We start from the raw sequence: 19,214 nt of genomic DNA on the forward strand, positions 1-19,214 counted from the left end.
GTTGAGCCCTCCACCTGCGGCGTTCCAGTTCTGGAACTCCCAACGGAGCGGGATTCACGACCAACCAACTTACGACAAGAAAGCAGCACTACTGTGACGCGCACTTATACCCCCAAGGCATCTGAGATCCAGCGGGACTGGTTCATCATCGACGCCACCAACATCGTGCTCGGCCGCCTGGCCAGCCATGTCGCCATCCTCCTCCGTGGAAAGCACAAGGCGACTTTTGCGAACCACATGGACACCGGTGACTTCGTCATCATCATCAACGCCGACAAGGTTGCCCTCACCGGCCAGAAGCTCCTCCAGAAGAAGGCATACCGCCACTCGGGTTACCCGGGCGGCATCAAGGCTGTGACCTACGCCGAACTGCTCGAGAAGAACCCTTCCCGCGCGGTGGAGAAGGCTGTTCGCGGCATGCTCCCCAAGAACTCCCTCGGCGCTGCGCAGCTGCGCAAGCTGAAGGTCTACACCGGTTCCGAGCACCCGCACGCCGCTCAGCAGCCCAAGACGTACACCCTCGACCAGGTCGCCCAGTAAGCGCCGAAGAGACATAAGGATTCCTACAGTGGCGAATATTTCAGATTCCATCGCATCGGCCCCGGAGAGCTTCTCCACCGAGACGCCCAACGAAGCAGCCCCCAAGGCAGCTCGCCCGGCGCTGAGCGTTCCCGGCGCAGCCGTCGGCCGTCGCAAGCAGGCCATCGCCCGCGTGCGCCTCGTTCCCGGCTCGGGCACCATCACGGTCAACGGCCGTGAGCTCGCAGACTACTTCCCGAACAAGCTGCACCAGCAGCTCATCAACGACCCGTTCACGGTTCTCGACCTCGCAGGTGGATACGACGTCATCGCACGTATCTCCGGCGGAGGCCCCTCGGGCCAGGCGGGAGCCCTTCGTCTCGGTATCGCGCGTGCGCTCAACCAGATCGACGAAGAGAACAACCGCGCAACGCTCAAGGCAGCCGGCTTCCTCTCCCGCGACGCTCGCGTCAAGGAGCGTAAGAAGGCTGGACTCAAGAAGGCACGTAAGGCACCTCAGTTCTCGAAGCGCTAATCGCGCCTCGGTTCTGGACTGCTTGTCATGTCTCGCCTGTTTGGTACTGACGGCGTTCGCGGACTCGCGAACGTCGACCTGACGGCAGACCTCGCTCTCGGCCTTGCCCAAGCCACCGCAGTGGTGCTTGGGCAAGGCCGTAGTGCTGAGGCCCGCCGCGCCGCCGGGAAACGCCCCGTCGCCGTGCTCGCCCGCGACCCCCGTGTCTCCGGCGACTTCCTCGCAGCCGCCGTCGCCGCAGGCCTGGCGTCGAGCGGTGTCGACGTCCTCGACGCTGGAGTCATCCCGACCCCCGCCGCGGCCTTCCTCATCGCCGACATCGACGCGGACTTCGGCGTCATGATCTCGGCGAGCCACAACCCTGCGCCGGACAACGGGATCAAGATCTTCGCCCGCGGCGGTCGCAAGCTGCCCGACGACGTCGAAGCCAGGATCGAGCACTACCTCACCGAGCCGAACCTCGCGCCCACCGGGCCAGGAGTCGGCAGGATCCGCCGGTTCGCGGATGCCGAGGACCGCTACGTCGTGCATCTTCTCGGCAGCCTCCCTCATCGCCTCGACGGGCTCCACGTCGTCCTCGACTGTGCCCACGGTGCCGCTGCGGGAGTGTCGCCCGAAGTGTTCCGGGACGCGGGAGCGACGCTCACCATCATCGGGAACGACCCCGACGGGATGAACATCAACGATGGCGTCGGATCGACCCATCTCGACCTGCTGGCGAAAGCCGTTCTCGAGCACGGTGCAGACATCGGCATCGCTCACGATGGCGACGCCGACCGCTGCCTCGCTGTCGACGCCAACGGCACCGTCATCAACGGTGACCAGATCATGGCCATCCTCGCCGTCTCGATGAAGGAGCGGGGTCACCTCACCGACAACACCCTCGTGGCCACGGTGATGAGCAACCTCGGTCTGACCATCGCCATGGAAGAGCACGGCATCTCCGTCGTGAAGACCAAGGTCGGGGACCGATACGTTCTCGAAGAGATGAACGAAAACGGTTACGCCCTCGGGGGCGAGCAGTCCGGCCACGTGATCATGAGCGAATTCGCGACGACGGGTGACGGCATCCTGACCGGACTCCACCTCGTCAGCGAGATGGCGCGCACCGGTAAGACCGCCGCTGAACTCGCCGCTGTGATGGATGTGTACCCGCAGATCCTGGTCAACGTCAAGGACGTCGACCGCAACGGCATCCACACCGACGAGGTCCTCGCGGCAGCGGTGCTGTCTGCCCAGGAGGAACTCGGTGAGAGCGGCCGGGTTCTTCTGCGGCCGAGTGGCACCGAGCAACTGGTTCGGGTGATGGTCGAAGCGGCCGATCAGCCGACAGCCGACCGTCTCGCGCATGCCCTGGCGGATGTCGTGCGGGAGCGCCTCGCCGTCTGACAGCCCTGATCATGAAACAGCCCCGGCCGCTCCTTCGAGCGACCGGGGCTGTTTTGCTGTCTCACACCTTGCGGAGAAGTACCTGGCTGACCGTATGGTCTGACGCCTTGCGCAGCACGAGTTTCGCTCGTGCGCGGGTGGGACGGATGTTTTCGAGCAGGTTCGGCTCGTTGACCTCACGCCAGTAGAACCGCGCCTTCTCCCGGGCCTCATCCTCGGTGAACGACGCATACACGTTGAAGAACGAATTGGGGTTCGTGAACGCTCCGCGCTGCAGAGCCATGAACCGCTCCTCGTACCAGGTCGCGATGTCGGAGGACCTGGCGTCGACGTAGACGCTGAAATCGAAGAGGTCGCTCACCGTGAGGCGGTTCCCGTTTCCGGCCGGCTGAAGGACGTTGAGCCCTTCGACGATGAGGACGTCCGGCCGGCGAACGACCACCTGCGCGTCGGGCACGATGTCGTACTTGAGGTGCGAGTAGAACGGCGCCCGTACCTCGTGCGCACCGCTCTTGACAGCGCTCACGAAACGGAGCAGGGCGCGACGGTCGTACGACTCAGGGAATCCCTTGCGGTCCATGATCCCGCGGCGCTTGAGTTCGGCGTTGGGGTAGAGGAACCCGTCCGTGGTGATGAGTTCGACCCGCGGCGTGTCCGGCCAGCGTGACATGAGCTCACGGAGGAGGCGTGCCACCGTCGACTTACCGACGGCGACGGAGCCGGCGACGCCGATGACGAACGGCGTGCGCTCCGTCTTCTCACCGAGGAACGCGCTCGTCGATTCATGCAGCTTCTTGGCGTTGGCGACGTAGAGGCTCAGCAGCCGGCTGAGGGGCAGGTAGACCTCTTCGACCTCCCGCAGGTCCAGCCGGTCGCCCAGACCACGCAGCTGGAACACCTCGGCGTCCGTGAGGGGGGATTCGGCGGTGGGCGCGAGTCTCGACCAGTCAGAACGGTCGATTTCCACGAACGGAGTGGGCTGCGCGGTCGCGGTTGAGCCGTGGGAGGGGTCCGACATAAGGTTCCCAGTCTATTGCCGCTATCGTTGAGCCCATGTGTGGAATCGTCGGTTACGTTGGCAACAACGACAGTATTAATGTTCTTCTCAGTGGTCTCGGCCGTCTGGAGTATCGCGGATATGACTCCGCCGGCGTCGCCGTCATCGACGAGACGGGTGCGATCCGCACCCGTAAGCGGGCCGGAAAGCTCGCCGTGCTCGCCGGAGACGTCAAGGCGAGTGCCATGGAAACCAGCCACACCGGAATCGGGCACACCCGCTGGGCGACCCACGGCGCTCCGACCGACCAGAACGCTCACCCCCACCTCGGTGACGACGGCAAGCTCGCCCTGATCCACAACGGCATCATCGAGAACTTCGCGCCACTCAAGAAGGAACTCGTCGCCGACGGTTACACGTTCATCAGCGAGACCGACTCCGAAGTCGCCGCGGTGCTCCTCGGTCGCGAATACCGCAAGACCAAGAACCTCCGTGAGGCCTTCCAGCACGTCGTCGCGCAGCTCGAGGGCGCGTTCACCCTCCTCGCCGTGCACGAAGAAGAGCCGGGCCTCGTCGTCGGAGCTCGCCGCAACTCACCCCTCGTGATCGGCCTCGGCGATGGCGAGAACTTCCTCGCATCCGACGTCGCCGCATTCGTCGAGTACACCCAGAGCGCCCTCGCCATCGGCCAGGACCAGATCGTCTCCATCACCCCTGACGCCGTCTCGGTGACGGACTTCTTCGGCGAGGCCGTCGAGGTCGAGCCGTTCGAGATCCAGTGGGATGCCTCCGCTGCCGAGAAGGGCGGCTGGTCCAGCTTCATGGCCAAGGAGATCGATGAAGAGCCGGATGCCGTCGCCAACACCCTGCGCGGCCGCATCGACGAAGAGGGCCGGGTTGTCATCCCCGAACTGAACGGTCTTGACGAGCTGTTCGCCGACATCAACCGCATCGTGGTCATCGCGTGCGGTACAGCCGCATACGCCGGCCAGGTCGGCAAGTACGCGCTCGAGAAATGGGCCGGAATCCCGGTCGATGTCGAGCTCAGCCACGAGTTCCGTTACCGCGAGCCCGTCATCACGCCGCAGACCCTCGTCGTCTCCATCAGCCAGTCCGGTGAGACCATGGACACGCTCATGGCCGTGAAGTACGCGAGCGAAGCAGGCGCCAGGACGTTGTCCATCTGCAACACGCAGGGCGCGACCATCCCGCGTGAATCCGACGCCGTGGTCTACACCCACGCCGGCCCGGAGGTCGCCGTCGCGTCGACGAAGGCATTCGTCGCTCAAATCACCGCTCTGTACCTGTTCGCGCTTCATCTCGCGCGCGTCCGCGGTAGCCAGTCGAGCGAGATGCTCGCCGAGCAGTCGGCCGAACTCCTCGCGATCCCGGAGAAGATCCGCACCATCCTCGGTGAGCAGGATGTCGTCGTCCAGCTCGCCCGATGGATGAGCGACTCCCGCGCCGTTCTGTTCCTCGGCCGCCACGTCGGCTTCCCGATCGCGCTCGAAGGCGCGCTCAAGCTCAAGGAGCTCGCGTACATCCACGCCGAAGGCTTCGCCGCCGGCGAGCTCAAGCACGGCCCGATCGCGCTGATCGAGCCAGGCCAGCCGGTCTTCGTCGTCGTTCCAAGCCCGCGCGCGTCAGCGACCATCCACTCGAAGGTCGTCTCCAACATCCAGGAGATCCGTGCCCGCGGCGCGAAGGTCATCGCCATCGCCGAAGAGGGCGACGCGTCGGTTCTGCCGTTCACAGACGTGGTGCTTCGCATCCCGCTGGCCGGGCCGCTGTTCGAGCCGCTCCTCGCCGTCATCCCGCTGCAGATCTTCGCAATGGAACTGGCGAGCGCGAAGGGTCTCGATGTCGACCAGCCCCGCAACCTGGCCAAGTCCGTCACCGTCGAGTAACCGGACTCCCGGCGGGGGAGAGAGGAACAGCGTGATCGTCGGCATCGGAGTCGACCTGGTCGACCTGGCACGTTTCGAGCGTGCGGTGGACCGGACTCCCGGGTTGCGCGATCGCCTGTTCGCTCCCAGCGAACAGGACAAGCCGCTTCGCTCCCTCGCCGGCCGGTTCGCCGCCAAGGAAGCGCTGATCAAGGCCCTCGGAAGCTCTGACGGCGTGCACTGGCTCGAGATCATCGTGACCAACGACCCGCAGGGCGACCCGCGGTTCGAGTTGTCCGGCGAGACGGCAGCCGTCGTCGCCGCGCGCGGGATCACCTCACTGCATCTGTCGATGAGCCACGACGCTGGGGCGGCGATCGCCTTCGTGCTCGCCGAGCGCGCTGAAGCTCCTCTCGGCGACGCCGGGACGGATGCCGCATGACGGCCTTTCGGGAGGCGCTCGTCGATCTGGGAGCCGTGACGGCGAACATCCGCACCCTGCGCGCTCGAATCGGTACCCATCACCTCCTCGCGGTGGTCAAGGCCGACGCCTACGGGCACGGTGCTGTGCCCGTAGCGCGTGCCGCTCTCGAGGGCGGAGCGGACTGGCTCGGAACCGCCGACATCACCGAGGCGCTCGCCCTGCGGTCCGCAGGGATCGACGCGCCCCTGCTCTGCTGGCTGCACGAGGAGGGGGCGGACTTCTCCGCGGCCGTGAGGGAGGGAATCGACCTCGGCGCGTCCTCGGCCGCCCAGCTGGATGCCGTCGCTCGCGCGGCAGGCACGTCGCGCGCTGCCGTGCACCTCAAGCTCGACACGGGACTCAGCAGGAACGGTGTCGCGGAGGCCGACTGGGCTGCCGTCTTCGACCATGCCCGGCGCCTCGAAGAGGCAGGCTCGCTCTCGATCCGCGGAATCTTCTCGCACCTGTCGAACGCGTCGGCCGAGGACGACCGGGCGGCAGTCGCCGTCTTCCGCCGGGGGCTTGCCCTCGCCGAGAACGCCGGACTCCGGCCGGACCTCGTCCATCTCGCCGCGACAGCGGCGGCGATCGACCTCCCAGACGCCCGGTTCAACACGGTCCGGATCGGCATCGGCATGTACGGTCTCTCGCCGTTCGACGACCGGAGCTCCGCGGATCTCGGCCTCGTGCCCGCGATGACCCTGATGGGACGGATCGCGGCGGTCCGCCGACTGCCTGCCGGCAGTGGCGTCTCGTACAGTTACACCTACCGGACCCAGCGGGAATCCACCCTCGCGCTCGTTCCGCTCGGATACGCGGACGGGGTCCCACGCCAGGCCTCCGGCGCCGGGCACGTCGTCATCGCCGGTTCCCGGTTTCCTGTCGCCGGTCGCATCGCCATGGACCAGTTCGTCGTCGACGTCGGGGACCTCGACGTCGCCGTGGGAGACGATGTGATCCTCTTCGGCGACCCGGTCTCCGGTGTCCCGAGTGCCACCGAGTGGGCCGAAGCCGCAGGCACGATCAATTACGAGATCGTCACCCGGATCGGCGCACGCGTCGAGAGGCGGTACGTCCGGTGATCGAGCTGCCGTTCGAGGCGATGGTCGACACGTCGGACGACATGCACGAACTCGGGATCCGGCTCGGCGCCTCCCTCCAGGCGGGAGACCTGCTCGTCCTCACCGGGCCGCTCGGGGCGGGCAAGACCACTCTGACGCGCGGTATCGGTGAGGGGCTCGGTGTTCGCGGGCCGGTGACGAGTCCCACCTTCGTCCTCGCCCGCACCCATCCCAACCTCGTCGGAGGTCCGCCACTCGTGCACGTCGACGCGTACCGGCTGAGCGAGGCCATCGAACTCGACGACCTCGACATCGATTACGCCAGGAGCGTCGTCATCGTCGAGTGGGGCAGGGGGCTCGTCGACGCGATCGCCCCGGGATGGGTCGATGTCGAAATCGAGCGGCCGACCGGCGCGTCCCAAAGCGAGGTGGATGGGGACGTGGCGGATGCCGGGGACGAGCCCCGTCGCATCCGCATCACCCGGGCAACGGCCCGGTGATGCCGCACTTCCTGAGCGCGTAGGCTTGACCGCGTGCTTCTCGCCATAGATTCCTCCACCGGCACCTCCGTCGCCGTGGTCGACCTGGCTGGCGGCATCCTCGCCGAACAGGCGATCGATGACACCATGAGTCACGCCGAGGTCGTCGGCGCGCTCCTGGGCGACACCCTCCGCGAGGCCGGGGTCGTCCCCGCCGATCTCTCCGCGGTCGCCTGCGGCATGGGACCCGGTCCGTTCACCGGGTTGAGGATCGGCATCGCCGCCGCGCGCGCATTCGCGTTCGGCGCGGGGAAACCGGTCGTGCCACTCGTCAGCCATGATGCCGTCGCCTTCGCGTGGTACTCGGCAGGCAACGAAGGGGACCTTCTCGTCGAGACCGACGCGCGGCGCAAGGAACTGTACTGGTCGGCGTACGCGGGTCTGTCTGCTGCCGGCCTGCCGGTTCGCGTCGGGGGCCCAGGGCTCGCGAGGCCAGAGGATGTTCCCGAGTCCACCGGTACGCGGCTCGAGGCCGCAGCGGTGTCAGCGGGAGCCCTCGGCATGCTCGCCGAGCTGACCTGGGCTGCCGGCAACGATTTCGCAGCAGACGAACCGCTGTATCTCCGGTCACCGGATGTCAGCATCTCGTCGCGGAAACGCGTGACCTCATGACGTGGCAGTTACGCCGCGCAGTGGTGGCCGACCTGTCCCGGATCCTCGAGATCGAGCGCTCCGTCTTCGCGACGGACGCCTGGTCCGAGTCGATGCTGCGCGACGAACTCGAGTCGACGAACACCTCGTACGTTGTGGCGACGCCGATCGGTGCGCCGGAGATCGTGCAGGGCTACGCCGGGCTCATGCTCCTTCCCGGTGCAACGGAAGCCGACGTCCAGACCATCGCCGTCGCCCCAGAGGCCCGCCGGATGGGGCTTGGCCGTGTGCTGATGCATACGCTGATCCGGAAGGCTCGGGAGGCGGGTGTGCGCGACGTGTTCCTCGAAGTTCGCGCCGACAACGCCGCCGCGCAGGCGCTCTACGATTCCCTCGGCTTCGTCGGCATCGGCGTGCGCCCCGGCTACTACCAACCAGACGACGTGGATGCCATCGTGATGAAACTCGTTCTCGCCCGACCCTCGACACCGATCGGAGCACCGTGAACGGGGTCGACCGAGCTGCCCCGCTCGTTCTCGGGATCGAGACGTCATGCGACGAGACCGGGATCGGCATCGTCAGGGGGCGGTCGCTGCTCAGCAACACCATCGCGTCGTCGATGGACGAACACGCCAGGTACGGCGGCGTCGTCCCCGAGGTCGCTGCTCGAGCCCACCTCGAAGCCCTCGTGCCCGCACTCACCGCCGCTGTAGCCGAGGCGGGAATCACGCTCGACGAGCTCGACGCCATCGCCGTGACATCCGGTCCCGGCCTGTCCGGTGCGCTCATGGTCGGTGTCGGGGCGGCGAAGGCGCTCAGCGTGGCTCTCGACAAACCGATCTATGCCGTGAACCACCTCGTGGGCCACGTCGGTGCAGACATCCTCGACGAGTCAGGGACACCGTTCGAGTACCCGACCATCGCCCTTCTCGTGTCGGGAGGGCACACCTCGCTGCTCCTCGTCCGCGACCTCGTCAGCGATGTCGAACTGCTCGGCGAGACCATCGACGACGCGGCGGGGGAGGCTTTCGACAAGGTCGCACGCCTCCTCGGGCTGCCGTACCCAGGCGGCCCGGAGATCGACCGGCTCGCCGCCGTCGGCAATCAGACGGCGATCCGGTTCCCCCGTGGGCTGACGCACCCCAAGGACATGGCGAAGCACCGCTACGATTTCTCCTTCTCCGGGCTCAAGACATCGGTCGCGCGGTGGGTCGAGAAGCAGCAGGACCTCGGCAACGAGGTGCCGGTGGCGGATGTCGCGGCGAGCTTCCGCGAAGCGGTCGCGGACGTGCTCCTCACCAAAGCGATAGCGGCCTGTGCCGACCACGGCGTGCCACGCCTCCTCCTCGGCGGTGGCGTCGTGGCGAACGCCCGGGTGCGTGAACTGGCCGCCGAGCGGGCCGCGGCAGCCGGAGTCGCGCTGCGCATCCCGCCGCTGTCGCTGTGCACGGACAACGGAGCGATGATCGCCGAACTCGGCGCGCAGCTGATCATGGCGGGCCATGCGCCGTCGACGCTCGACTTTCCTGCCGACTCCACGCTCCCTGTCACCGAGATCCAGGTGCACTGAACGTCCGACGGATCGGGCGTTGCTCGGTCGACACCGGTTGATGCCGCCGCCGGAAATCCGCCAATACCGACGGAGCAATATACCGGATGCGGCGCGCATCCGGATTCACCCGAATCCTCGCGATAGGGTGTCACTCTGGATGCCCGCTGACGCCGTCGGGGGTGCCACCGGCTCAGTGCTTCGGCGACAGGAGAACCTCAGTGACAGACCCCCAGCGCCCCGAGGATCTGCCGGAGCGCCCGCCGCTTCCGCCCCGGACCGCTCCTGGCGCGGGCGAGCAGCAGTCGCCGCCCGCACCGGCACCGTATCCCGCCCAGACACCTCCGCCGAACCCGTACGGCCAGGCTCCGACCGGACGGCACGCCCCCCAGGCGCCACCCGCCCACACCGAGTTCGCACCGCCCAGCTCGCCCGGTTTCGGGCCACAGGGCTCCCCGGTCGCGCCGACGCCACCAGCCCAGCAGGGACCGTACGGACAGCCGCCACAGCACCAGCAATACCCCCAGCCACAGCCACAGCCTGAGTACGGGCAGCAGGCCAACGGCCAGCCCGCGTACCCGGCTGCCGGTGCCGCGCACCAGCAGCCCTACCCCGCTGCCGCCCCCGTCCCCGCGTCCACGCCGGCCCAGCCGGCATCCCGGCTGGGTACCACCGGGGTCGTCCTCGGCAGCATCGGAGTGCTCGGCGGGATCATCTTCGGCTGGACCCTGCCGCTGTCGATCGTCGCCATCGTCCTCGGGTTCATCGCGCGGTCACGGGAACCACATGCCCGTGGTGTCGCCCTCGCCGCCATCGTCACCGGAATCATCGGACTCCTGCTGTCCGCGGGCTGGCTGGCGTACAGCATCATCACCTGGCTCGCCCTGACGAGCTCCTAGGAAAGGAAGCGCACGTGAGCGTGAACCCTGCCATCCTCTTCACCGCCGCAACGACGAGCTACGTCGCCAACTGCGCCCTCGGCGCTGCGGTCGCCACCGGCACACTGAGGACCGGTCGCGCCCATTGGATCCACCACGCGCTCTACATCTCGACGGCAAGCCTCGCGGGGATCGCAGCGAGCTCCCTCTTCTGGAGCCGCAACCGCGCTGGTCTCCTGCTCCTGCCTGCCGCCGTCCCGCTCGTCCTCATTCCCGCCATCAGTTCACGCTCACGCAGGCACATCGTCACCGCGCTGTCCGCAGCTCCGTTTTTCGTGGCGAGCCTCATCAAAGCCTGGAGATAACCCATGGATTTTCTCGACGTCGTCCGCCGCCGCAAGACCACCAACGGGCCGTTCCTGCCCGATCCGGTGAGTGAGGAGCACCAGCGGCTCCTGATGGAACTGGCCGGGCGGGCACCGTCCCAGCTCAACAGCCAGCCGTGGCGATTCGTGATCGTCGAGGAGAAGGACACGATCGAGAAGATCGCCGCGATCAGCGGCGAGAGCATGACGGAGGCGATGTCGAACGGCACGTTCTTCGAGCGCTACAAACCATATTTCCGGTTCAGCGCAGAAGAGATGGCCACCAGGCGTGACGGGATGCTGTTCGACCGGCTCCCGGCCGCCCTGCGACCGTTCACGAGCCAGGTGTTCACCGCGCGCGGGCAGAAACTCATGAACACGATGCGTGTGCCGCAGAAGCTCGGTGAGGAGAACCGCAAGCTCGTCGCCGGGTCACCGCTGCTCCTCGGCGTCATGCTCGACCGGTCGGAATACCGGCCAGGGGAGCTCTCGTCGTTCTACTCGGTGTTCAGCATGGGTGCCGCGATGGAGAACGTCTGGCTGGCGACGGTCGAACTGGGCATGGGCATCCAGTTCGTGTCGTTCCCGATGGAGGTCCCCGGGAACTGGGCGAAGATCGAAGGCCTCCTGCAGGTGCCTGACAGCCTCGAACTCATGGCCGTATACCGTCTCGGTTACCTGCCGCCGGAACAACGCCGGCCCGCGATCGACTGGTCGAGCCACGAGCGCAAGCTGCCATCGCAATACGTCTTCCGCGGCACATGCGAAACGCCCCAGACCGGGTGGGACACCCCCGTCGAAACGGGGAACCCGGCCTGAGGCGTTGCGTCGGTTCTAGCGTCCGGTCGCGTCCGGCGAGCGGTCGACGGACCCACGCCATGCGCCGGTCTCGAACCCGTTGGACTCGATCAGTTCCTTGAACTTCTTGAGGTCCTTCTTGATCTGCATGTCGTCGACCTGGAGCAGCGCGCCGGCGGATTCGACGACACCCTGAGGGGTCCAGTCCATCCGCAGGGAGATCCGCGTCTCGGAGTCGCTCAACCGGTGGAACGTGACAACACCGGCGTGCTCTTCGCCGCTCGTGCTGTTCCAGGCAACCCGCTCATCCGGGATCTGCTCGGTGATTTCAGCGTCGAACTCGCGGGTGACCCCTGCGATCGAAACCTTCCAGTGCGTCTGGGTGTCTGACTTCTGGACGACCTCATCCACGCCGCCGAGGAACTGCGGGAAGGATTCGAACTGGGTCCACTGGTTGTAGACGCTGGAGATGGGAGCTGAAACGTCGATATCGGAGTTGACAGTTGCCATGGGGCATCCTTCTCTCTGTTCGTGTGGTGAGTCTTCAGGACACCACGCGGCCGAGAGGGATGTCGAGGGGTTGCGACGCCGTGCCCCGACGTGCCACGCACCATCCGATGAGCTCAGACCCGTTCACAGAGAAGCGCAGCGTGCCTTCCTGCCACCCGGGTGAGGAAGAGCGTTGCACTGTTGGGGCCCTTGAGGCTCATCCGCGTGCGGAACGCCGCCGGGTCGATGTCAGCCCCGCGTTTCTTCACCTCGAGGGTGCCGATGCCACGACCGCGCAGCTCTTTTTTGAGGGTGCGTTCGTCGAGCGGGAAGCGCTCGATCACCCGGAACCCGGCCGCGAACGGACTGGAGCCGGCATCGTTCCCGGTGAGATAGGCGATTCCGTCGCTGAGCATTCCGGCTCCGAGCGAACGGGCGACGTCGCCGATGAGACGGGCACGGATGATCGCACCGTCCGGCTCCCAGAGGTACTCGCCGAGCTCGACCGTGTCGACATCGTCGCTGTCTGCCACCGCGTGCAGCTCGTGGCTCCCGTCGGCGTCGAGAACCAGGGCAGAGCGACGGATGCCGTCGCGAGCGACAGCGCCGAACCACAGGCCAAGCTCCACCACCTGGCCGTCGGCACTCACCCACTGCGCTTCCGCGTCGTCCGGGATCTGGGACCGATCAAACCCCGGCCCGAGCTTGACTCCGGTGGGGCGGGAGGCCGCCGACTCGAAGACGAAGTCGAGCGACGGGGTGTAATCCGACGGGTCCGTCAGTCGTGACGTGTTCCTGTGGCCGGCCGTTCGCCGCGCCGGGTCGAAGTAGAGGCCGTCGAACCCGTCCAGGTCGACGTCGGTCGCCGATGCATGCTCCACCCGCGCCGACTCGAACGGTGCCAGGTTGTAGCTCGCGACAGTGGCTGTCACCTCGTCGACGTCGACCGCGGTCACGTCGAGTCCGAGGGCGGCGAATGCCATGGCGTCCCCGCCGATTCCGCAACCGAGGTCCGCGACCCTGCCGATCCCTGCTGAGTGGAACCGTCCGGCGTGGAGGGCTGCGACCCGGAGGCGGGTGGCCTGCTCGAGTCCTGCCTCGGTGAAGAGCATCCGTGAGGCGAAGTCCCCGAATTTCGCTCGGGCTTTGATCCGCAGTCGCCCCTGGGTCAGGGCCGTCGCGACGAGGGTGGGGGAGTGGCCGGCCGCCCGTAGTCGCGACACCGTCGCGACGACGTCGCTCCCAGCATCCGTTTCGGCGACCTCGTCGACGAGCCTCAGCCCCTCCGGCGTGAGCAATTCGACAAGTTCGGCTCTCTCCATCCCGCAAACCTACCAAGCGAAAGCACCGGAATCCGGCGCCATTGGCACTCACGTTGCGAGAGTGCCAACGGATCCCTAGACTGGCGTTAGCACTCTCGATGTGAGGGTGCTAACTCAAGTCTTAGTTTCAGAAAGAGGTCAACCGTGTCGGTCTCCATCAAGCCGCTCGAAGATCGCATCGTCATCAAGCAGGTCGATGCGGAGCAGACAACTGCTTCCGGTCTTGTCATCCCTGACACCGCTAAGGAGAAGCCCCAGGAGGGCGTCGTCGAAGCAGTAGGCCCCGGCCGCATCGACGACAACGGCAACCGCGTTCCGCTCGACGTCGCCGTCGGCGACAAGGTCATCTACTCCAAGTACGGCGGAACCGAAGTGAAGTTCGACGGGCAGGACTACCTGGTTCTCTCGGCTCGCGACGTGCTCGCCGTGGTGGTTCGCTAACACCGCAACGCACTCGAACGATATCCCGGATGGTGAAAACCGTCCGGGATATCGTCCGTTAACGGCATCGTCGGTGGGCAGGACTAGCATCAAGGGGTGCCAACAGCCTCGGACCCTCAAGACACCGGCGTCGTAACAGGCGGCATACTCTCACCGGGGGCTACCGACCCCTCGGATCGACTCAGCAGGCCGGGCCTCGCCTCCGCCGTCACCGCTTATGTGCTGTGGGGCACCCTGCCCCTGTATTTTCTGCTTGTCGCGCCGACGGGACCGTTCGAACTCGTCGCCGCCCGGGTGATCTTCTCCCTCGTCTTCTGCGCCCTCCTCCTCACGGTCACGCGGGCGTGGAAGCCATTCATCACCCTGCTCCTGACCCCCAGGATCAGTTTCACGATGGCGCTCGCCGGCGCGCTGATCTTCGTCAACTGGCAGACCTATGTCTACGGCGTCCTCACCGGACACGTCGTCGAGGCGTCGCTCGGATACTTCATCAACCCCATCGTCACCGTATTTCTTGGCGTCTTCTTCCTCCGGGAGAAGCTGCGACCCATCCAGTGGATCTCGGTCGGCATCAGTATCGTCGCGGTCCTCGTGCTCACGTTCGCGGGCAGCGGGGTGCCCTGGATCGCGCTCGTGCTCGCCTTCTCGTTCGGTTTCTATGGCTACATCAAGAAGCGTGTCGGGCCACGCGTGGACGCCGTCGCCGGGCTCACGCTCGAGACCGCGTGGCTGATGCCGGTTGCGATCGTCCAGCTGGTCGTCGTCGGACTGACGACCGGGCTGACGATCGGGACGGTGAGCCTGATGCACACCGCCCTCCTCGCCGGGACCGGTGTGATCACCGCCGTGCCGCTCCTCTTCTTCGCCGCTGCGTCGAGGCGCCTTCCTCTCGTCTGGATGGGCTTCATCCAGTTCTTCGCGCCGGTCATCCAGTTCCTCGTCGGCGTGCTCATCCTGCACGAGGAAATGCCCCCCGAACGGTGGGTGGGGTTCAGTCTGGTCTGGCTCGCTCTCGTCATTCTCACGGCCGATATGGCAATCACGGCGCGGCGATCGGTCGCGCGACGCAAGAAAATGGCTTCGACGGCTCCCTGACCGCAGCGAATCATCACGAACTGTAACGATTGCATCCCTCGTTACACGGATGTAACGCCGATGTATTGTTCCCTGACGAATGCTCGAATAGGTTGGCACAACGACAGTACAGAGCCTGTCGATCGGATACGACACACAGCAAGGAGCAACATGGGCGTTTTCACCCGGGCTACGGCCTCCCGCTCACGCACCCGCACAGCCACCCTCAGCGGGCTGGCATTCCTCGGAGCCAGCGCGCTGGTTCTCACGGGATGCTCGAGCCCTGGCGGAGGCGACGGCGGGGACAATGAAAGGCCGGAAGGCGACCTGACGATGAAGATCGGGACGCTCCTGCCACAGACGGGCCAGCTGGCCTTCCTGGGCCCGCCAGAAGAGGCAGGTGTCGGCCTCGCCGTCAAGGAAGTCAACGACGCTGACCTTGGCATCGAAATCGACGTCACCTACGGCGACTCAGGAGACCCAGACAACAAGGCGTTCGCCACCACCGTTCCCAAGCTGCTCGGTGAAGGCGTTTCCGCCATCGTCGGCGCAGCGTCGAGTGGTGTGACAAAACTCGTCATCGATGAGGTCACGGGCGCTGGAGTCATCCAGTTCTCGCCCGCGAACACCTCGGCTGACTTCACCACCTGGGACGACAACAACCTGTTCTGGCGAACAGCCCCCAGCGACGTCCTCCAGGGTGAAGTCCTCGGCAACCTGATCGCCGAAGACGGCAATGAGACCCTCGGAATCATGTACCTCAACGACTCCTACGGAACCGGCCTCACCAACTTCACCAAGGAGGCGTTCGAGAACGCCGGCGGTGAAGTCGTCGAAGAAGTGTCGTACAACGCTGGTGACACCACGTTCGACGCGCAGATCAGCTCGCTGAAGGCAGCCAACCCCGACGCGATCGCCCTGATCGCATTCGAGGAGACCAAGACGATCGTTCCTGGTCTGTCCGGCTACCCCGCAGAGAAGATGTACTTCGTCGACGGCAACCTCGCCGACTACTCGAAGGACTTCCCGGCAGGTACCCTCACCGGTGCCAAGGGAACACTGCCCGGTCTTGACACCGATGAACTCGGTGACTTCACCGACCGTCTGCAGTCGTTCTGGCAGGACGAAGGCAACGACGAGCTGACCGACTACAGCTACGCCGCTGAGTCGTACGACGCCGTCGTGCTTCTGGCGCTCGCTGCGCTTCAGGCCGGTTCGGTCGAAGGCGCCGACATCGCCGCAGAGCTTCAGAGCGTTTCGGGTGGTGGAGACGAGAAGGGCGAGAAGTGCGAGACCTTCGAAGACTGCGCCAAGCTGATCAACGATGGCACAGCCATCGACTTCGACGGCTACTCGGGACCGGTCACGTTCGATGAGAACGGCGACCCGACCGAAGCCACCATCGGCATCCACCAGTACAAGGAAGACAACACCTACGAGCGGATCAACTAGTCCAATCGCAGGATAAGAGTCCAATCGCAGGATAAGAAAGGTGGCCACGGGATTCGTCCCGTGGCCACCTTTTCTGTAACGGGGGCCCAGGAACCCCACCGGGCACGCGAAAGCCCCGCAGACGCCGTCTGCGGGGCTTTCGTGTGAGCGGTGGGGTCGTCTAGTCCTCGTCCTGCCCCAGTGTTCCGAGGTACAGGCCGATGACCTTCTCATCGTTGAGCAGCTCGCGCCCGGTGCCGGTGTAGGCATCCGTCCCCTGGTCGAGGACGTACCCGCGGTCGCAGATCTGCAGACACCTGCGGGCGTTCTGCTCGACCATGATGGTCGTCACGCCCGCCTTGTTGATGTCGGAGACGCGGATGAAAGCGTCGTCCTGGCGGACGGGGGAGAGGCCGGCGCTGGGCTCGTCGAGCAGGAGCACGTGCGGGTCCATCATGAGGGCGCGCGACATCGCCACCATCTGGCGTTCACCGCCGGACAGGGACCCGGCGCGCTGCTTGAGCCGCTTACCGAGCTCCGCGAAGATCCCGGTGACGAACTCCAGCCGCTCCGAATAGATCTTCGGGTTCTGGAAGAGACCCATCTGCAAGTTTTCTTCGATCGTCAGGCTCGGGAAGACGTTGTTCGTCTGCGGAACGAAACCGACGCCGCGGGAGACGAGTTTGTCCGCCTTGAGGCCGGTGATGTCCTCACCGTTCAGCCGGATCTCGCCGCCGCGGACCTTGACCTGACCGAAGATCGCCTTGAGCAGCGTCGACTTGCCCGCACCGTTCGGACCGATGATGCCGATGAGTTCGCCCTTGGCGGCGACGAGGTTCGCCTCGTTGAGGATGTTGACGCCGGGAAGGTAGCCCGCCGTCAGGTTCTTCACTTCGACGACAGTCTCTGGGGCGAGTGTTGCGGTCACTTGGTGTCCTCGTTCTTCTCGGGGTCGGCACTGTACGCCGCTGAGTCCGTCAAGCCGACTTCGGCGTCGATCTCCGCGAGGAGTTCTTCGGCTTCAGCGGTCTTCTCGCCGGAGATCCGGCCGGTCACCACCCCGAGGTCCACGTCCTGGTGGCTGCCGAGGTAAGCGTCGATGACGGCGGGGTCCTCCATCACGGTGTGAGGATCACCCTCGGCGACGACTCGGCCCTCGGCCATGACGATGACCCAGTCGGCGATGTGGCGCACCATGTGCATGTCGTGCTCGACGAAGAGTACGCTCATGCCCTCCTGTTTGAGGTTGAGGATGTGATCGAGGAGTGACTGCGTGAGGGCCGGGTTCACACCCGCCATCGGCTCGTCGAGCATGACGAGCTTGGGGGAGCTCATCAGGGCGCGCGCCATTTCGAGAAGCTTGCGCTGGCCACCGGACAGGCTCGCCGCAAAGTCATCCTTCTTGGTGTCGAGCTTGAACCGGGCGAGGATCTCCATCGCCCGTTCCTCGATTTCGCTCTCCTGCTTGGTCCAGAGCGGCTTGATGAGGCTCGAGAACATGTTTTCGCCGGTCTGTTTCTGCGCGCCGAGCTTCATGTTCTCGAGCACGGTGAGCAGACCGAGTGCCTTCGTCAGCTGGAAGGTCCGAACCTGACCCATCCGTGCCACCCGGAAGGCCGGAACGCCGTTGAGGCGCTTGCCGTCGAAGGTCCAGGTCCCGGTGTCTGGCTTGTCGAAGCCGGTGAGCAGGTTGAAGAGGGTCGTCTTGCCTGCACCGTTCGGTCCGATGAGCGCGGTGATGGCTCCGCGCGGAACCTCGAGGTGGTCGACGTCGACGGCTTTGAGACCGCCGAAGGTCCGAGTGACGTTGTCGGCGATGATGATCGGGTCGACCTTCGCGACGCCTGGCGCGGCATCCCCGATGTGCAGCCCGGTGCTCTTGACCGGGGATTGCGCTGAGCTATTGCTTGACAAAGGTCAGCTCCTTCTTGTTTCCGAGGATGCCCTGGGGCCTGAATATGACGATGAGCATCAGCGCCGCTCCGACGAGGATGAACCGCAGCGTCGCCGCCTGGGTCGTCGACATGAACGGAAGCAGCCCGCTGGAGGCCATCGCCGGAAGCACGTTGGACAGGAAGCCCATGATCACCCAGAAGATCACCGCGCCGAGGATCGGCCCGAACACGGTGGCCGCGCCTCCGAGTAACAGGATCGTCCAGATGAAGAAGGTGAGACTCGTCACGTAGACGCTCGGCACCACCGCCGACGGCAAGGCGAACACCACCCCGCCGAGGGCGCCGAAGAGGCCACCGACGATGAGAGCCTGCATCTTATAGGCGAAGACGTTCTTGCCGAGCGCGCGCACGGCATCCTCATCCTCACGGATTCCCTTGAGCACGCGGCCCCACGGGCTGCGCATGAGGAGGAAGACGAGAAGCGCCGCGATGATCAGCAGGCCGATTCCGAAGACGCGGACCCACCATCCGTTGGCGTTGTACGTCCACGGGCCGAACCCGTACGTGCCCTCCGGGAACGGGTTGGCCGCACGGAAACCGGCGTGATAGTTGCCGAGGCCGTCGGCCGAGTTCGTGACAGAGTCGAAGACCTGCGTTGTGAAGAGCAGACGCACGATCTCCGCCGCCGCGATCGTCACGATTGCCAGATAGTCGGCTCGAAGTCTCAGCGTCGGTATACCGAGAATGAACGCGAAGACGACGGATGCCAGCATCCCGACGAGAATTCCGGCCCACCACGGCAGGCCGAACGTCAGGATCGAGATCGCGTACCCGTAGGCGCCGAGCGCCATGAATCCTGCCATACCGAAGTTGAGCAGGCCTCCGTATCCGAAGTGCACGGCGAGGCCGAGCGCCGCGAGGGCGTAGGCGATGGTCTCCGGGCTGATCAGCCAGGAGGCGGTGTTCGAGAGAATTGATTCCCAGTCCATGGC

General features: G+C 65.7%; 22 protein-coding genes. 16 read left to right on the plus strand and 6 right to left on the minus strand.

Features of this window, described 5'->3' with window-relative positions; genetic code table 11:
• The first annotated feature begins 93 nt into the window (after positions 1–93).
• Genes rplM through glmM form a run of 3 tightly spaced genes read left to right on the plus strand, consistent with a single transcriptional unit; the run spans position 94 to position 2,443 of the window.
• On the plus strand, positions 94–540 hold the full coding sequence (rplM, locus tag D9V29_RS06145) for a 50S ribosomal protein L13 (RefSeq protein ID WP_121672455.1): 447 nt from the start codon (positions 94–96) through the stop codon (positions 538–540).
• A 28-nt stretch (positions 541–568) separates the two neighbouring features.
• On the plus strand, positions 569–1,054 hold the full coding sequence (rpsI, locus tag D9V29_RS06150; RefSeq protein ID WP_121672456.1) for a 30S ribosomal protein S9: 486 nt from the start codon (positions 569–571) through the stop codon (positions 1,052–1,054).
• Between the two features lie 27 nt (positions 1,055–1,081).
• Positions 1,082–2,443: a phosphoglucosamine mutase gene (gene glmM / locus D9V29_RS06155; protein ID WP_121672457.1), complete on the plus strand. Its 1,362-nt coding sequence runs from the start codon at positions 1,082–1,084 to the stop codon at positions 2,441–2,443.
• 61 nt (positions 2,444–2,504) lie between these two features.
• On the opposite strand, the gene coaA is transcribed toward glmM, so the two are convergent.
• Positions 2,505–3,461: a type I pantothenate kinase gene (gene coaA, locus D9V29_RS06160; protein ID WP_121672458.1), complete on the minus strand. Its 957-nt coding sequence runs from the start codon at positions 3,459–3,461 to the stop codon at positions 2,505–2,507.
• 35 nt (positions 3,462–3,496) lie between these two features.
• Between coaA and glmS the strand changes: the two genes are divergently transcribed.
• The 10 genes from glmS (at position 3,497) to D9V29_RS06210 (ending at position 11,591) form a co-directional block, all read left to right on the plus strand.
• The gene (gene glmS, locus D9V29_RS06165) at positions 3,497–5,347 is read left to right on the plus strand and encodes a glutamine--fructose-6-phosphate transaminase (isomerizing) (protein WP_121672459.1); all 1,851 of its coding nucleotides are present in this window, start codon (positions 3,497–3,499) and stop codon (positions 5,345–5,347) included.
• Between the two features lie 31 nt (positions 5,348–5,378).
• A complete protein-coding gene (locus D9V29_RS06170) occupies positions 5,379–5,768 on the plus strand; it encodes a holo-ACP synthase (RefSeq protein WP_121672460.1) in 390 nt (129 codons plus the stop codon).
• The gene (gene alr, locus D9V29_RS06175; protein WP_121672461.1) at positions 5,765–6,871 is read left to right on the plus strand and encodes an alanine racemase; all 1,107 of its coding nucleotides are present in this window, start codon (positions 5,765–5,767) and stop codon (positions 6,869–6,871) included. The genes D9V29_RS06170 and alr overlap by 4 nt, the downstream gene beginning before the upstream one ends.
• Before the next feature lie 20 nt (positions 6,872–6,891).
• Positions 6,892–7,350, plus strand: coding sequence for a tRNA (adenosine(37)-N6)-threonylcarbamoyltransferase complex ATPase subunit type 1 TsaE (tsaE, locus tag D9V29_RS06180; RefSeq protein ID WP_121672598.1), 459 nt, complete (start codon positions 6,892–6,894; stop codon positions 7,348–7,350).
• Between the two features lie 33 nt (positions 7,351–7,383).
• Complete coding sequence (gene tsaB / locus D9V29_RS06185; protein ID WP_121672462.1) at positions 7,384–8,001, plus strand: tRNA (adenosine(37)-N6)-threonylcarbamoyltransferase complex dimerization subunit type 1 TsaB; 618 nt, start codon at positions 7,384–7,386, stop codon at positions 7,999–8,001.
• Complete coding sequence (gene rimI / locus D9V29_RS06190) at positions 7,998–8,486, plus strand: ribosomal protein S18-alanine N-acetyltransferase (RefSeq protein WP_121672463.1); 489 nt, start codon at positions 7,998–8,000, stop codon at positions 8,484–8,486. Before tsaB ends, rimI begins: the two co-directional genes overlap by 4 nt.
• Positions 8,483–9,550, plus strand: coding sequence for a tRNA (adenosine(37)-N6)-threonylcarbamoyltransferase complex transferase subunit TsaD (tsaD, locus tag D9V29_RS06195; protein WP_121672464.1), 1,068 nt, complete (start codon positions 8,483–8,485; stop codon positions 9,548–9,550). Before rimI ends, tsaD begins: the two co-directional genes overlap by 4 nt.
• Positions 9,551–9,750: 200 nt before the next feature.
• Positions 9,751–10,428 (plus strand): DUF4190 domain-containing protein, encoded by a 678-nt coding sequence (locus D9V29_RS06200; protein WP_121672465.1) that lies wholly within the window; start codon positions 9,751–9,753, stop codon positions 10,426–10,428.
• 14 nt (positions 10,429–10,442) lie between these two features.
• Positions 10,443–10,772 carry a hypothetical protein gene (locus D9V29_RS06205; protein WP_121672466.1) on the plus strand — a complete coding sequence of 110 codons (330 nt, stop codon included), beginning with the start codon at positions 10,443–10,445 and terminating at the stop codon, positions 10,770–10,772.
• A gap of 3 nt (positions 10,773–10,775) precedes the next feature.
• Positions 10,776–11,591, plus strand: a complete 816-nt coding sequence (locus D9V29_RS06210; protein WP_121672467.1) for a nitroreductase family protein — start codon at positions 10,776–10,778, stop codon at positions 11,589–11,591.
• A 15-nt stretch (positions 11,592–11,606) separates the two neighbouring features.
• Here the strand turns inward: D9V29_RS06210 and D9V29_RS06215 are convergent, their stop codons facing one another.
• Both D9V29_RS06215 and D9V29_RS06220 read right to left on the minus strand, forming a co-directional pair.
• Positions 11,607–12,080 (minus strand): SRPBCC family protein, encoded by a 474-nt coding sequence (locus D9V29_RS06215; protein WP_121672468.1) that lies wholly within the window; start codon positions 12,078–12,080, stop codon positions 11,607–11,609.
• Positions 12,081–12,193: 113 nt separating this feature from the next.
• The gene (locus D9V29_RS06220) at positions 12,194–13,381 is read right to left on the minus strand and encodes a class I SAM-dependent methyltransferase (protein ID WP_121672469.1); all 1,188 of its coding nucleotides are present in this window, start codon (positions 13,379–13,381) and stop codon (positions 12,194–12,196) included.
• Between the two features lie 144 nt (positions 13,382–13,525).
• Between D9V29_RS06220 and groES the strand changes: the two genes are divergently transcribed.
• The 3 genes from groES to D9V29_RS06235 all read left to right on the plus strand — a co-directional run bounded on the left by groES (position 13,526) and on the right by D9V29_RS06235 (position 16,348).
• Complete coding sequence (gene groES / locus D9V29_RS06225) at positions 13,526–13,822, plus strand: co-chaperone GroES (RefSeq protein ID WP_121672470.1); 297 nt, start codon at positions 13,526–13,528, stop codon at positions 13,820–13,822.
• Positions 13,823–13,966: 144 nt separating this feature from the next.
• Complete coding sequence (gene rarD, locus D9V29_RS06230; RefSeq protein WP_121672599.1) at positions 13,967–14,917, plus strand: EamA family transporter RarD; 951 nt, start codon at positions 13,967–13,969, stop codon at positions 14,915–14,917.
• Between the two features lie 150 nt (positions 14,918–15,067).
• Entirely contained in the window at positions 15,068–16,348 is a 1,281-nt protein-coding gene (locus D9V29_RS06235; protein WP_121672471.1) for an ABC transporter substrate-binding protein, read from the plus strand.
• A 160-nt stretch (positions 16,349–16,508) separates the two neighbouring features.
• On the opposite strand, the gene D9V29_RS06240 is transcribed toward D9V29_RS06235, so the two are convergent.
• The 3 genes from D9V29_RS06240 to D9V29_RS06250 are packed head-to-tail and all read right to left on the minus strand — an operon-like array spanning position 16,509 to position 19,211.
• On the minus strand, positions 16,509–17,255 hold the full coding sequence (locus D9V29_RS06240) for an ABC transporter ATP-binding protein (RefSeq protein ID WP_121672472.1): 747 nt from the start codon (positions 17,253–17,255) through the stop codon (positions 16,509–16,511).
• Positions 17,252–18,241 carry an ABC transporter ATP-binding protein gene (locus tag D9V29_RS06245; protein ID WP_121672473.1) on the minus strand — a complete coding sequence of 330 codons (990 nt, stop codon included), beginning with the start codon at positions 18,239–18,241 and terminating at the stop codon, positions 17,252–17,254. Before D9V29_RS06245 ends, D9V29_RS06240 begins: the two co-directional genes overlap by 4 nt.
• Complete coding sequence (locus D9V29_RS06250; RefSeq protein ID WP_121672474.1) at positions 18,228–19,211, minus strand: branched-chain amino acid ABC transporter permease; 984 nt, start codon at positions 19,209–19,211, stop codon at positions 18,228–18,230. Before D9V29_RS06250 ends, D9V29_RS06245 begins: the two co-directional genes overlap by 14 nt.
• Between the last annotated feature and the right edge of the window lie 3 nt (positions 19,212–19,214).

This window comes from Mycetocola manganoxydans (assembly GCF_003667545.1).
Taxonomy (GTDB): domain Bacteria; phylum Actinomycetota; class Actinomycetes; order Actinomycetales; family Microbacteriaceae; genus Mycetocola_A; species Mycetocola_A manganoxydans.

Coding starts and splice junctions, on each gene's coding strand:
- tsaE (WP_121672598.1), top strand. CDS start 6,892: ATGGTCGACACGTCGGACGACATGCACGAACTCGGGATCCGGCTCGGC.
- D9V29_RS06215 (WP_121672468.1), bottom strand. CDS start 12,080: ATGGCAACTGTCAACTCCGATATCGACGTTTCAGCTCCCATCTCCAGC.
- rimI (WP_121672463.1), top strand. CDS start 7,998: ATGACGTGGCAGTTACGCCGCGCAGTGGTGGCCGACCTGTCCCGGATC.
- D9V29_RS06210 (WP_121672467.1), top strand. CDS start 10,776: ATGGATTTTCTCGACGTCGTCCGCCGCCGCAAGACCACCAACGGGCCG.
- D9V29_RS06220 (WP_121672469.1), bottom strand. CDS start 13,381: ATGGAGAGAGCCGAACTTGTCGAATTGCTCACGCCGGAGGGGCTGAGG.
- D9V29_RS06235 (WP_121672471.1), top strand. CDS start 15,068: ATGGGCGTTTTCACCCGGGCTACGGCCTCCCGCTCACGCACCCGCACA.
- coaA (WP_121672458.1), bottom strand. CDS start 3,461: ATGTCGGACCCCTCCCACGGCTCAACCGCGACCGCGCAGCCCACTCCG.
- glmM (WP_121672457.1), top strand. CDS start 1,082: ATGTCTCGCCTGTTTGGTACTGACGGCGTTCGCGGACTCGCGAACGTC.
- glmS (WP_121672459.1), top strand. CDS start 3,497: ATGTGTGGAATCGTCGGTTACGTTGGCAACAACGACAGTATTAATGTT.
- alr (WP_121672461.1), top strand. CDS start 5,765: ATGACGGCCTTTCGGGAGGCGCTCGTCGATCTGGGAGCCGTGACGGCG.
- D9V29_RS06250 (WP_121672474.1), bottom strand. CDS start 19,211: ATGGACTGGGAATCAATTCTCTCGAACACCGCCTCCTGGCTGATCAGC.